The following is an 11,730-nucleotide window of genomic DNA, read 5'->3' as shown; positions in this document are numbered from 1 at the left end:
GGCGGCAACGGGCCGCTGTCGTTTCGGCGAAGGCAGGCGGAACATCTGGGCGGAGGGTAAGCGTTATCATTATTGCCCATGGGCAAGGTCCATGATACCGCATCTTGCTGGCAGCCCCGGCACTGCAGGAAAGTGTCGGTTGCGGCCGTACGGGGTGTCCCGGCCGGCCGTGCGTGCCGTCACCGTTCTGCAACGAGGAATTCGCGCAGGCGCGCGGTAAAGGCGGCGCCGGCTTCGATGCTGGACAGGTGGGATGCGTCCAGCTGCTCGACACGGGCCTGCCCGATGCAGCCGCCCAGCCATTCGGCGTCCGCCACGGTCGTCACCGGGTCGTGCCTGCCGGCGATGACGAGGACCGGGTTGCGGATGGCGCCGACCGCCGTACGCAGGTCGGCATGGGCAAGGGCGTCGCAGCAGCGGGCGTAGCCTTCCGGCGACTGTTCGCGCAGCCGCCCGATCATGCGGTTGACGACGGCGCCGTGGCCGGCGATGAATTCCGGCGTGAACCAGCGTCCCGCGGCGCCGTCCGCCACGCCGCCCATGCCCTCGCGCCGCACCTGCCCGGCGCGCATGTGCCAGCCTTCGGCGCTGCCGATGCGCGCCGCCGTGTTGGCCAGCACGATGCGGTCGAGCCGGTGCGACGCATGGATGGCGAGCCATTGTCCGGTCATGCCGCCCATCGAGATGCCGCAGAAGTGCGCGCGCGCGATGCCGATGTGGTCCAGCACGGCCAGCGCGTCGCGCCCCAGGCGTCCGAGCGTGACCGGTTCGCTGCCCGCGGACGAGCGGCCATGGCCGCGGGTGTCGTAGCGCACCACGTGGAAGTCACGGGACAGCGCCGCGGCCTGTTCGTCCCACATGTCCAGGTCGGTGCCCAGGGAGTTCGAGAACAGCAGCGCCGGAAGGGCCGGGTCGCCGTCGAGCCGGCAGTAGAGCTCGACGTCGTCGATGCGGATGGATGGCATGGTCTCTCCTCAGCCCTGGTCGCCGCCGCCGACAGGCAGCACGGTACCGGTGATATAGGAAGCTTCGTTCGAAGCGAGAAACAGGATGGCGCCGACCTGCTCGTCGATGGTGCCGTAGCGTTTCATCAGGCTGCTGCTGCGGGTCTGCTCGACGATGCCGGCATACCAGGTTTCTTCCTGGGCGCTCAGGGGCGTGGGGTTGCGCGGCACCTTGCGCGGCGGCGCCTCGGTGCCGCCGGTGGCCACGGCGTTGACGCGGATGCCATCCTCGGCATGCTCGAAGGCCAGGCTGGCGGTCAAGGCGTTGACGCCGCCTTTCGCCGCCGAGTAGGGAATGCGGTAGATGCCGCGCGTGGCGATCGACGAGACGTTGACGATCGCGCCGGCGCGGCGCGCGATCATCGACGGCAGCACCGCCCGGCAGCTCCACAGGGTCGGAAACAGCGAGCGCCGGATCTCGGCCTCGATCTGGTCTTCCTCGTATTCCTGGTAGGGCTTGGCCCAGATGGTCCCGCCCACGTTGTTGACCAGGACGTCGATGCGGCCGTAGCCGTCGAGCGCCTGCGCCACCATGGCGCTGGCGCCGGCATAGGTTTCCAGGTCCACCTCGGCGACGACCACCCGGGCTCCGAGCGCGGAGGCTTCCTGCGCCACCTCGTTCACCAGGGGAGAGCGGTCGGCCAGCACCAGCTGCGCGCCCTCGCCGGCGGCCGCCAGCGCGACGCCGCGCCCGATGCCCTGGGCCGCGCCGGTGACGACCATGACCTGGTCCTTGAAGCGGTCCGGGTGCCTCATGCCGCACCTGCGTTGCTGGCCGAGAATTTCTCGAAGTAGAAGTTGGCCGGCTTGACGCCCGTGCTGTCGAGCCATCCGCGCACGGCTTCGACCATCGGCACCGGGCCGCACAGGTAGACGTCGACGTCGCCGCCGTTCACCCAGGCGGGCTCCACGTGGGCCGTCGCATACCCCTTGCGCAGGTGGCAGCTGGCGTCGGCGGACACGCAGGTCACGTACTCGAACTGCGGGTGCGCGGCCGCGATGCGGTCGAGGTGTTCCAGTTCCACGAGGTCGTGGTCGTTGGTCACCGCGTACACCAGTTTCACCGGCTGGGCGAAGCCTTTCTTGTCGAGCACGTCCAGCATCGACAGGAAGGGCGCGATGCCGGTGCCGCCCGCCAGCAGCAGGAGCGGACGCTGCACGGGACGCAGGTAGAAGCTGCCGAAGGGGCCGGCGAAGCTGATGGCATCCCCGGGCCCGGCTTGGCCGTCCAGGTAGCTGCTCATCAGGCCGTTCGGCACGTTGCGCACCACGAAGCTGGCGAGCGGCGCGCCCGGCGCCGAGCTGAACGAGTACGAACGGGTCTCGCCGGTGCCCGGCACGGTCACGTTGACGTACTGCCCCGGCAGGAAGTCCAGGGCGTCCGGCGCGTCGAGCGCGACCGAGAAGCGGATGGTCGAGGGCGACAGCGCTTCCACCTGCGCGATGGTGCCGGGAAAACTGTGCACGCCGGTCTTGCAGGCGCTCGACGAGGCCGGGATGCGCACCACGCAGTCGGAAGTGGGGCGCATCTGGCAGGCCAGCACGTAGCCGGCCGCCGCGTCCTGCGGTTCGAGCGCGTCTTCGATATAGGTCTCGGGCGGCATCTCGTACTGGCCCGACTCGCACAGCCCGCGGCAGGTGCCGCAGGCGCCGTCGCGGCAGTCGAGCGGGATGTTGACCTTCTGCCGGTAGGCCGCGTCGGCCAGTTTTTCGTTGTCGTTACAGCTGATGAAGCGGGTGACGCCGTCTTCGAACTGCAGTGCGATGGTATGGCTCATCGTTGTCTCCTGCGTTGCCTTGCTTGGCTCTGTTACTTCAGATGTGATAAATGTCGATGACCTGGCTGATGTAGTCGTTCTTCAGCACGACGTACTTGTCCAGGATCTTTGGCGCGGCGCCGCCGAACTCGATCACGTAGCGCGACATGCCGAAGTGGCTGTACGTGGTCTTGTAGCGATGGCTCAGCGTGTGCCAGTTGAAGCGCACGGTGACGCGGCTGCCCTCGGTTTTCTCCACCTCGACATTGGCGATGTTGTGGCTGGTGCGCGTGTCCGGCACGGTGGCGCTCGAACGCTCGGTCTTGATGCGGAACACGCGGTCTTCCAGGCCCTGGCGGTTCGGGTAGTAGATCAACGAGATCTCGCGCTGCGGATCGCTGACCAGCTTGCCGTCGTCGTCCCAGGCCGGCATCCAGAACCGGGCGTCGGGGTCGTAGCACGCGAGCCACTCGTCCCACTGCTCGTCGTCGAGCAGACGCGCCTCGCGGTAGAGGAAGGCGCACAGGTCGTGCATGGTGGGGCTGCCCGATACGGCGTTCATTTCGCTGTTCGCTCCTGCATTCATTTCGCACCTCCCTCGAGGGCCAGTGCACGTTTCATCACGTCCAGCCAATAGCGGTGCTGCACCGTATACAGGCCCTCGTCCTCGGTGCGCACCCCGCTCATCACGGGCTTCAGGCCGATTTCCTGCGCGGCCTCGTCCGGGCCCTTGATCCAGTGCTTGGCGCCGCGGCACATGTCGTTCCATTGCATGGCGCTGCCGGCGTAGCCTTCCTGGCAGGCGCGGAACTCTTCCAGGTCGTCGGGCGTGGCCATGCCGCTGACGTTGAAGAAATCCTCGTACTGGCGGATGCGGCGCGCGCGCGCTTCATCCGGTTCGCCCTTGGGGGCGATGCAGTAGATCGTGACCTCGGTTTTGTTCACCGACAGCGGGCGCAGCAGGCGGATCTGCGAGCCGAACTGGTCCATCAGGTACACGTTCGGGTACAGGCACAGGTTGCGCGAGCGCTCGACCATCCAGTCGGCCGTCGCCTTGCCGTACTGCGCGGCATATTCCGCGTGGCGCGGGTAGTTGGGCCGGTCTTCCGGATTGGCCCACTTGGTCCACAGCAGCATGTGGCCGTGGTCGAAGGCATAGAAGCCGCCGCCCTGGCGTCCCCACTTGCCGGCGTCCATGGCGCGGATCTTGTCCTCGCGCGCCGCCTGTTCTTCCTTGCGGCGATTGGTCGTCGCCGCGTAGTTCCAGTGCACGGCGCTGACGTGGTAGCCGTCGGCGCCGTTCTCGGCCTGCAGCTTCCAGTTTCCTTCGAAGGTGTAGGTCGAGGAGCCGCGCAGCACTTCCAGGCCGTCGGGGGACTGGTCGACGATCATGTCGATGATCCTGGCCGCATCGCCCAGGAACTCCTCCAGCGAAGGCACGTCGGGATTCAGGCTGGCGAACAGGAAGCCCTTGTAGTTGCCGAAGCGCGCAACCTTCTTGAGGTCGTGCGAACCTTCCTTGTTGAAGCACTCCGGATAACCTGCATCTTCCGGGTCCTTCACCTTGAGCAGCTTGCCGCTGTTGTTGAAGGTCCAGCCGTGGAAGGGGCAGGTATAGGTCGCCTTGTTACCCCGCTTGTGGCGGCACAATTGCGCGCCGCGGTGGCTGCAGGCGTTGATGAACGCGTTCAGCTCGCCCTGGCGGTTGCGGGCGATGAACACCGGCTGGCGACCGATGTGGGTCGTGTAGTAGTCGTTGACGTTGGCGACCTGGCTTTCGTGGGCCAGGTAGACCCAGTTGCCCTCGAAGATGTGCTTCATCTCCAGTTCGAACAGGGCCTCGTCGGTGAAGGCGCTGCGGTGCAGGCGGTAGTCGCCGCTCGCTTCGTCTTCGACCAGGTAGTCGTCGATGCTCTTCGGAGCAAAGGTGCTGACGGGACGGATCGGGATCATGGTTCTCTCCTCAGGCGGCGGCGCGGGCACGCTCCACCAGCGGGCTCGGGGCGGCCGCGGTCTCGCGGTACAGGCGGAAGTCGAAATCGATCGAGGCGAACGGCGCGTTCACGCGCTTGGCGTCCAGCTCGGCCGGGTCGGTGACGCGGGTGACCGGCGGCACCAGGCCTTCGCGGCTGGCGAAGGCGAAGTCGTCCCACAGGTACTCGTCACCGTCGATGTTGATCTGGGTGGTCAGCTTGCGGTGACCCGGCGCGCTGACGAAGAAGTGGATGTGGGCCGGGCGCTGGCCATGGCGGCCGAGCAGGTCCAGCAGTTGCTGGGTGGTGCCGTCCGGCGGGCAGCCGTAGCCCTTCGGCAGGATGCTGCGGAAGGCGTAGCGGCCGTTCTCGTCGGTGACGATGGTGCGGCGCAGGTTGAAGTCCGACTGCGACTTGTCGAAGAAGGAATAGTTGCCCATCAGGTTGGCATGCCATACCTCGACCTTGGCGCCCGGTACCGGCTTGCCGTCCTGGCCATACACGGTGCCCTGCATGAACAGGACCTCGGCGCGGTCGGATTCGGTGCCGTCGTCAAGACGCGCGAAGCCCGTGCATTCCGGGGCGCCGGCCACGTACAGCGGGCCTTCGATGGTGCGCGGCGTGCCGCCTTCGAGGCCGGCTTTTGCTTCGGCTTCGTCGGCGCGGATGTCGAGGAAGCGCTCCAGGCCCAGGCCTGGCGCCAGCAGTCCCAGTTCGTTCGCTTTTCCGGCTTCCGTCAGGTAGGACAGGCCGCTCCAGAATTCGCTCTGGCTGATGTCGAGGTCTTCGATTGCCTTGCACAGGTCGCCTACCAGGCGCTGCACGATCTGCTGTACGCGCGGGTTGGCCGGGCGGTCGGCGGCGTCGACGATCCAGCTCTTGACGAGGGTATCGATGTCTGCGTGGTTCATGCTTGTCTCCTTGTATTTTGGAAAGTGAAAATTAGCGGTCGTCGGACCGGATCGAAGATGGGTGCCGGCACAGCGGCATGACCTCGATCTGCATGTACGGGAACAGCGGCAGGGAGGTCAAAAGGGCGTGCAGTTCATCGACGCTGTCGACATCGAAGATGCTGACGTTGGCGTACTGGCCGGCGATGCGCCACAGGTGGCGCCACTTGCCTTGTTCCTGCAGGCGCTGGGCCAGCGCCTTCTCGTCGGCCTTCAGTTTTGCGGCGTCGTCGGCCGGCATCGATGCCGGCAGGCTGACGTTCATGCGAACGTGGAACAGCATGGTGTTCTCCTCGTGTTATCTGCTTATCGGCGCTGCATGCTGCGCAGCTTGTCCAGGTCGATCTCGACGCCCAGGCCGGGGCCGGTCGGCACCTGCAGCATGAAGTCGCGGTAGACCAGCGGTTCGGCCAGCACCTCCTCGGTGAGCAGGAGCGGGCCGAACAGTTCGGTGTCCCAGGCCAGTTCGGCGAAGGTGGCGCACAGGTGGGCAGTGGCGGCGGTGCCGATGCCGCCCTCCAGCATGGTGCCGCCGTACAGGCCGATGCCGTTCAGGCGCGCCACGGTGGCCACCTCGTTGGCCGCCAGCAGGCCGCCGGACTGGGCGATCTTGACTGCGTAGACGTCGGCCGCGTCCTGGCGCGCAAGCAGCATGGCGTCTTCCGGCCCGTGCAGGGCTTCGTCGGCCATGATGGCGACATCGAAGCGCGTCTTCAGGCGCGCCAGCGCAGCCACGTTGCCGGCCTTGACCGGCTGTTCGATCAGGTCGATGCCGCCGGCCTCCAGCGCGGCGATGCCGCGCATGGCATCGAGCTCGCTCCAGGCCTGGTTGACGTCGACGCGCACGCTGGCGCGGTCGCCCAGCGCACGCTTGATGGCCAGCACGTGCGCCACGTCCTGCCCGACCGGGCGCAGGCCGATCTTCAGCTTGAAGATCCGGTGGCGGCGCAGTTCGAGCATCTGTTCGGCTTCGGCGATGTCGCGAGCGGTATCGCCGCTGGCCAGCGTCCAGGCCACCGGCAGCGCGTCGCGCACGCGGCCGCCGAGCAGTTCCGACAGCGGAACGCCCAGGCGGCGCGCCTGGGCGTCGAGCAGGGCGGTCTCGATCGCGCACTTGGCGAAGCGGTTGCCCTGGAAGGCCTTGCGTACCCGCCCCATCGCCCTGGCCACCGCCGAGGCGTCCATGCCCAGCAGCAGCGGCGTGAAATAGGTGTCGATGTTGGTCTTGATGCTCTCCGGGCTTTCCTCGCCGTAAGCCAGGCCGCCGATGGTCGTGGCTTCGCCCCAGCCCTCGACGCCGTCCTCGCAGCGGACCCGGACCAGCACCAGTGTCTGGGTGTTCATGGTGGCGACCGACAGCTTGTGCGGGCGGATGGTCGGGACGTCGACCAGGAAGGTCTCGATATTGGTTATCATATTCAATGCGTATAATGTGGTCCGGTAAGCACACGATAATCCCGCTGAAATGCGGCGTCCAAGACTAAGTTGGTATGGCTTCCATACCTAGGAGGTATGATGTTGGAGCTTCGGCACCTGCGCTATTTCGTCGCCGTGGCGGAAGAGCGGAACTTCACCCGCGCCGCGGAACGGCTGCACATCGCCCAGCCGCCGCTGAGCCGCCAGATCCAGCAGCTGGAGGAAATGCTCGGGGTGGGCCTGATCGAGAAGGGGGCGCGGCCGCTACGGCTGACCGAAGCCGGCCAGTTCTTCCTGGCGCACGCCAAGCCCCTGCTGGACCAGGTGCACGACCTGAAGACCATGACCCAGCGCGTGGGCAAGCTGGAACGCACCGTGAACGTCGGCTTCGTCGCCTCGACCCTGTATGGCCTGCTGCCCGACATCATCCGCCGCTACCGCGAGCGGCATCCGGAAGTCGAGCTCACGCTGCACGAGATGACGACGGTGGAGCAGATGAAGGCGCTGAAGGAAGGGAAGATCGACATGGGCTTCGGGCGCCTGAAGAGCCAGGACCCGAGCATCCGCAGGATCCTGCTGCGCGAGGAGCGCATGGTGGCGGCGCTGTTTCCCGGCCACCGGCTGGCGCGGGCGGAAGCGCCGGTGCGGCTGGTGGACCTGGTGCAGGAGCCGCTGCTGGTCTACCCGTACTCGCCGCGCCCGAGCTTTGCCGACCAGGTGCTGGCCCTGTTCAGCGAAGTGAACCTCACCCCCGAGCACGTGGTGGAGGTGCGCGAGCTGCAGATCGCCATGGGGCTGGTGGCGGCAGGGCAGGGCATGTCGATCGTGCCGGCCAGCGTGCAGGGCATGCACCATCGGAACGTGGTGTACCGGCCGATCGAGGACAAGCATGCGTTCTCGCCGATCTTCTTCAGCGTGCGGCACATGGACCGCTCGCCGGAACTGGCGCAGATGCTGGCGGTGATCTACGGGATCTACGACGACTACGGGCTGCCGCACACCAAGGAGCGCCTGTAGCGGGCGCGCCCACCGCGCTCAGGGCAGCAGCACCGCCAGTTCCTGCGCCCCCCGGCGCAGCACCGGCAGGAATTCCTCCACCATGCGCTGCGGCGTCACGCGCGCCGCGTGCGCGCCGACGTTCAGGGCCGCCAGCACGCGGCCCGAGGCGCCGCGCACCGGCACCGCGATCGAGCGCAGTCCCAGTTCCAGTTCCTCGTTGTTGATGGCGTAGCCGTCTCGGCGCACCTGCGCCAGCACCTCGCGCAGCGCGCCGGCGTCGGTGACGGTGTGTTCGGTGCGGGGCGCCAGGGACACCCGCGCCAGGTAGGCGTCCAGCGCGTCCTGCGGCAGGTGCGCGAGCAGCACCCGGCCCAGCGAGGAACAGTACGCCGGCAGGCGGCTGCCCGCTCCGAGCGATACCGACATCACCCGCGACGTGGCGGCGCGCGCCACGTACAGCACCTCGTCTTCTTCCAGCACCGCCAGCGAGCACGACTCGTTCAGGCTGCGGCTGATGCCGTCCAGGCAGGACTGGGACGACACGGTCAGCGGCGTCGAGGACAGGTAGGAGTAGCCGAGGGAGAGGATCTTGGGGCGCAGCGTGTAGTTGTTCAGCTCCACGTCGACGTAACCGAGCTGCCTGAGCGTGTGCAGGCAGCGCCGCACCGCCGCGCGCGGGATGCCGGTCTGCTGGCTGATCTGGGCGATGGTCTGTGGCTTGCGCGAATCCGAGAAGGCCCGGATCACGGCCAGTCCGCGTGCCAGCGAGGTCATGAAATCGGGGTCGGTCAGCGCATCGATCTCGTCTGCGATGGTGGGTGCGCCGTCGGCGGCGTCTTTGGTTCGGGTGCTCTGGGCCATGGCGCAATTCTACTGCACGCGGCAGGCTCGGCGCCGATGTTGCCGTCATGCCGCTTGACCTCGGAACCGGAACGGGTCTATCCTGTTTGTGCGGTGATCGTTCATGTGTTCGATTATCGCACACTTGACACCCAGTCCGTGTCCGGCAGCACGTCCGGAGCCGGCAACATTCCAGGGGACACCCATGATCGACAAAACATGCGATTCGCTCGAACGCGCGGTCGCCGACATCCCGGATGGCGCGACCATCATGATCGGCGGCTTCGGCAATGCCGGCATGCCTTCCGCACTGATCGACGCGCTGCTGGCCCAGGGCGCGCGCGAGCTCACGATCGTCAACAACAATGCGGGCAACGGCGAGACCGGCCTGGCCGCCCTGATCCGTGAGAAGCGGGTCCGCAAGATGGTCTGCTCGTTTCCGCGCCAGGCCGACTCGCACCATTTCGACGCCCTGTACCGTGCCGGCGACATCGAGCTGGAACTGACCCCGCAGGGCAACCTGGCCGAGCGCATCCGCGCCGCCGGCGCCGGTATCGGCGGCTTCTTCACTCCCACCGGCTATGGCACGCTGCTGGCCGAAGGGAAGGAAACCCGCGTGATCGACGGCCGTCGCTATGTGCTGGAGTCGCCGATCCATGCCGACTTCGCACTGATCAAGGCCCTGCGCGGCGACCGCTGGGGCAACCTCGTGTACCGCAAGACGGCGCGCAACTTCGGCCCGATCATGGCGATGGCGGCCAAGGTCACGATCGCCCAGGTGGCGGACGTGGTGGAGCTCGGCGCGATCGATCCGGAGACCGTCGTCACCCCGGGCATCTTCGTTCAACGTGTCGTCAAGGAGGCAGCATGAGCCAGGTATCGGCCAAATACAGTCGCGACCAGATGGCCGCGCGCGTGGCGCAGGATATCCCCGAAGGCGCCTACGTCAACCTCGGCATCGGGCTGCCGACCAAGGTGGCCAATTTCCTGCCGCCCGAGCGCGAAGTCTTCCTGCATAGCGAGAACGGGCTGCTCGGCATGGGGCCCGCGCCCGCGCCCGGCGAAGAGGACGAAGACCTGATCAACGCGGGCAAGCAGCCCGTCACCCTGCTCACGGGCGGCGCCTACTTCCACCATGCCGACTCGTTCGCCATGATGCGCGGCGGCCACCTCGACATCTGCGTGCTGGGCGCCTTCCAGGTGTCGGGCAGCGGCGACCTGGCCAACTGGCACACCGGCGCGCCGGATGCGATTCCGGCGGTGGGCGGCGCGATGGACCTGGCGATCGGCGCCAAGCAGGTGTTCGTGATGATGGAGCACCAGACCAAGACCGGGGAACCGAAGATCGTCGAGCGCTGCACCTATCCGCTGACCGGCATCGCTTGCGTGAGCCGCATCTACACTGATCTGGCCGTGCTGGACGTGACGGCCGAGGGCCTGCGCGTGCGCGAGATGGCGCCCGGCCTGACTTTCAAGGACCTGCAGGCGGCCACCGCCGCGCCGCTGCTGCCGGCCGCCACCGACAAGGAGAACTCCCATGCTTGACGCCTACATCTGCGACGCCATCCGCACCCCCATCGGCCGCTACGGCGGCGCCTTGAAGGACGTGCGCGCCGACGACCTCGGCGCCGTCCCGATCCGCGAACTGATGCGCCGCAACCCGGACGTGGACTGGCGCGCCGTCGACGAAGTCGTCTACGGCTGCGCCAACCAGGCCGGCGAGGACAACCGCAACGTGGCGCGCATGTCGGCCTTGCTGGCCGGCCTGCCCGAGGAGGTGCCGGGGACGACCGTCAACCGCCTGTGCGGCTCCGGCATGGACGCCGTGGGCGTTGCCGCGCGCGCGATCCGCAGCGGCGAGGCACGGCTCGTGATCGCTGGCGGGGTCGAGTCGATGACCCGCGCGCCCTTCGTGATGGGCAAGGCCGACTCCGCATTCTCGCGCAATGCGAACATCTACGACACCACGATCGGCTGGCGCTTCCCCAACCCGTTGATGAAGCAGCTGTACGGGACGGACGCCATGCCGGAGACGGCCGAGAACGTGGCAGACGACTACCAGGTCAGCCGCGCCGACCAGGACGCCTTCGCGCTGGCCAGCCAGGACAAGGCCGCGCGCGCACAGCAGGCCGGCATCTTCGAGCAGGAGATCGTGCCGGTGCTGGTGCAACAGAAGAAAGGCGAGCCGTTGCGCGTGGCGGTCGACGAGCACCCGCGCGCCACCAGCATGGAGGCGCTCGCCCGATTGAAACCGGTGGTGCGCGCGGACGGCACCGTCACCGCCGGCAATGCCTCCGGCGTGAACGACGGCGCCTGCGCGCTGCTGCTGGCAAATGGCGAGGCGGCCCGGCAGTACGGCTTGACGCCGCGCGCACGCATCCTCGGCATGGCGAGCGCCGGCGTGGCGCCGCGCGTGATGGGCATCGGCCCGGCGCCGGCCGTGCAGAAGCTGCTGCGCCAGCTCGACATGCGCCTGGACCAGTTCGACCTGATCGAACTGAACGAGGCATTCGCTTCGCAGGGCCTGGCGGTGCTGCGCCTGCTCGGGCTGGACGACGACGACCCGCGCGTGAATCCGCACGGCGGTGCAATCGCTCTCGGCCATCCGCTGGGCATGAGCGGTGCGCGCCTCGTCACGACGGCGGCCTACCAGCTGCAGCGCACCGGCGGGCGCTACGCCCTGTGCACCATGTGCATCGGCGTGGGACAGGGAATCGCCCTGGCGATCGAGCGCGTCTAGTCGCGCGCCCGTGCGCGGTTCGTGTCGCCCCTTTTGCGCGCGATCGGCGAC

At 67.6% G+C, this 11,730-nt stretch carries 13 protein-coding genes; 4 read left to right on the top strand and 9 right to left on the bottom strand.

Translation table 11 applies throughout. The features are described 5' to 3' along the window. Window positions 1–179: 179 nt before the first annotated feature. The 8 genes from pcaD to ACFFJK_RS11680 are packed head-to-tail and all read right to left on the bottom strand — an operon-like array spanning window position 180 to window position 7,100. On the bottom strand, window positions 180–965 hold the full coding sequence (pcaD, locus tag ACFFJK_RS11715) for a 3-oxoadipate enol-lactonase (RefSeq protein WP_379679328.1): 786 nt from the start codon (window positions 963–965) through the stop codon (window positions 180–182). A gap of 9 nt (window positions 966–974) precedes the next feature. Then, entirely contained in the window at window positions 975–1,760 is a 786-nt protein-coding gene (locus ACFFJK_RS11710; protein ID WP_379679326.1) for a 1,6-dihydroxycyclohexa-2,4-diene-1-carboxylate dehydrogenase, read from the bottom strand. Continuing rightward, window positions 1,757–2,782: a benzoate 1,2-dioxygenase electron transfer component BenC gene (gene benC / locus ACFFJK_RS11705; protein WP_379679324.1), complete on the bottom strand. Its 1,026-nt coding sequence runs from the start codon at window positions 2,780–2,782 to the stop codon at window positions 1,757–1,759. Before benC ends, ACFFJK_RS11710 begins: the two co-directional genes overlap by 4 nt. Before the next feature lie 37 nt (window positions 2,783–2,819). Then, the gene (benB, locus tag ACFFJK_RS11700) at window positions 2,820–3,323 is read right to left on the bottom strand and encodes a benzoate 1,2-dioxygenase small subunit (RefSeq protein ID WP_379679323.1); all 504 of its coding nucleotides are present in this window, start codon (window positions 3,321–3,323) and stop codon (window positions 2,820–2,822) included. A gap of 20 nt (window positions 3,324–3,343) precedes the next feature. Continuing rightward, window positions 3,344–4,714 (bottom strand): benzoate 1,2-dioxygenase large subunit, encoded by a 1,371-nt coding sequence (benA, locus tag ACFFJK_RS11695; protein WP_379679322.1) that lies wholly within the window; start codon window positions 4,712–4,714, stop codon window positions 3,344–3,346. Between the two features lie 10 nt (window positions 4,715–4,724). Beyond that, window positions 4,725–5,645 carry a catechol 1,2-dioxygenase gene (gene catA / locus ACFFJK_RS11690; protein WP_379679321.1) on the bottom strand — a complete coding sequence of 307 codons (921 nt, stop codon included), beginning with the start codon at window positions 5,643–5,645 and terminating at the stop codon, window positions 4,725–4,727. Between the two features lie 31 nt (window positions 5,646–5,676). Further along, window positions 5,677–5,967, bottom strand: a complete 291-nt coding sequence (gene catC / locus ACFFJK_RS11685; RefSeq protein ID WP_379679320.1) for a muconolactone Delta-isomerase — start codon at window positions 5,965–5,967, stop codon at window positions 5,677–5,679. Window positions 5,968–5,990: 23 nt separating this feature from the next. Next, window positions 5,991–7,100, bottom strand: coding sequence for a muconate/chloromuconate family cycloisomerase (locus ACFFJK_RS11680; protein ID WP_379679319.1), 1,110 nt, complete (start codon window positions 7,098–7,100; stop codon window positions 5,991–5,993). Between the two features lie 102 nt (window positions 7,101–7,202). On the opposite strand from ACFFJK_RS11680, the gene ACFFJK_RS11675 reads away from it, so the two are divergent. Further along, window positions 7,203–8,117: a LysR family transcriptional regulator gene (locus ACFFJK_RS11675; RefSeq protein WP_379679663.1), complete on the top strand. Its 915-nt coding sequence runs from the start codon at window positions 7,203–7,205 to the stop codon at window positions 8,115–8,117. A gap of 18 nt (window positions 8,118–8,135) precedes the next feature. Here the strand turns inward: ACFFJK_RS11675 and ACFFJK_RS11670 are convergent, their stop codons facing one another. Next, window positions 8,136–8,960 carry an IclR family transcriptional regulator domain-containing protein gene (locus ACFFJK_RS11670; protein WP_379679318.1) on the bottom strand — a complete coding sequence of 275 codons (825 nt, stop codon included), beginning with the start codon at window positions 8,958–8,960 and terminating at the stop codon, window positions 8,136–8,138. Window positions 8,961–9,144: 184 nt separating this feature from the next. On the opposite strand from ACFFJK_RS11670, the gene ACFFJK_RS11665 reads away from it, so the two are divergent. From ACFFJK_RS11665 to pcaF, 3 genes are read left to right on the top strand one after another with little or no spacing between them, the layout of a single operon-like run. Next, window positions 9,145–9,810 (top strand): 3-oxoacid CoA-transferase subunit A, encoded by a 666-nt coding sequence (locus ACFFJK_RS11665; protein ID WP_379679316.1) that lies wholly within the window; start codon window positions 9,145–9,147, stop codon window positions 9,808–9,810. Beyond that, window positions 9,807–10,484, top strand: a complete 678-nt coding sequence (locus tag ACFFJK_RS11660) for a CoA transferase subunit B (protein WP_379679314.1) — start codon at window positions 9,807–9,809, stop codon at window positions 10,482–10,484. Before ACFFJK_RS11665 ends, ACFFJK_RS11660 begins: the two co-directional genes overlap by 4 nt. Further along, window positions 10,477–11,679, top strand: a complete 1,203-nt coding sequence (gene pcaF, locus ACFFJK_RS11655; protein WP_379679312.1) for a 3-oxoadipyl-CoA thiolase — start codon at window positions 10,477–10,479, stop codon at window positions 11,677–11,679. The genes ACFFJK_RS11660 and pcaF overlap by 8 nt, the downstream gene beginning before the upstream one ends. Window positions 11,680–11,730 lie beyond the last annotated feature (51 nt).

The sequence above is a fragment of the Massilia consociata genome (genome assembly GCF_042432755.1).
Taxonomy (GTDB): domain Bacteria; phylum Pseudomonadota; class Gammaproteobacteria; order Burkholderiales; family Burkholderiaceae_D; genus Telluria; species Telluria consociata.
Note: the sequence above shows the minus strand (reverse complement) of the source record. Positions and strands in the feature narration are given on the sequence as shown.

What these genes read in the sequence shown, in the direction of transcription:
- pcaD (WP_379679328.1), bottom strand. Translation starts at nt 965, where the DNA reads ATGCCATCCATCCGCATCGACGACGTCGAGCTCTACTGCCGGCTCGAC.
- ACFFJK_RS11710 (WP_379679326.1), bottom strand. Translation starts at nt 1,760, where the DNA reads ATGAGGCACCCGGACCGCTTCAAGGACCAGGTCATGGTCGTCACCGGC.
- benC (WP_379679324.1), bottom strand. Translation starts at nt 2,782, where the DNA reads ATGAGCCATACCATCGCACTGCAGTTCGAAGACGGCGTCACCCGCTTC.
- benB (WP_379679323.1), bottom strand. Translation starts at nt 3,323, where the DNA reads ATGAACGCCGTATCGGGCAGCCCCACCATGCACGACCTGTGCGCCTTC.
- benA (WP_379679322.1), bottom strand. Translation starts at nt 4,714, where the DNA reads ATGATCCCGATCCGTCCCGTCAGCACCTTTGCTCCGAAGAGCATCGAC.
- catA (WP_379679321.1), bottom strand. Translation starts at nt 5,645, where the DNA reads ATGAACCACGCAGACATCGATACCCTCGTCAAGAGCTGGATCGTCGAC.
- catC (WP_379679320.1), bottom strand. Translation starts at nt 5,967, where the DNA reads ATGCTGTTCCACGTTCGCATGAACGTCAGCCTGCCGGCATCGATGCCG.
- ACFFJK_RS11680 (WP_379679319.1), bottom strand. Translation starts at nt 7,100, where the DNA reads ATGATAACCAATATCGAGACCTTCCTGGTCGACGTCCCGACCATCCGC.
- ACFFJK_RS11670 (WP_379679318.1), bottom strand. Translation starts at nt 8,960, where the DNA reads ATGGCCCAGAGCACCCGAACCAAAGACGCCGCCGACGGCGCACCCACC.
- ACFFJK_RS11665 (WP_379679316.1), top strand. Translation starts at nt 9,145, where the DNA reads ATGATCGACAAAACATGCGATTCGCTCGAACGCGCGGTCGCCGACATC.
- ACFFJK_RS11660 (WP_379679314.1), top strand. Translation starts at nt 9,807, where the DNA reads ATGAGCCAGGTATCGGCCAAATACAGTCGCGACCAGATGGCCGCGCGC.
- pcaF (WP_379679312.1), top strand. Translation starts at nt 10,477, where the DNA reads ATGCTTGACGCCTACATCTGCGACGCCATCCGCACCCCCATCGGCCGC.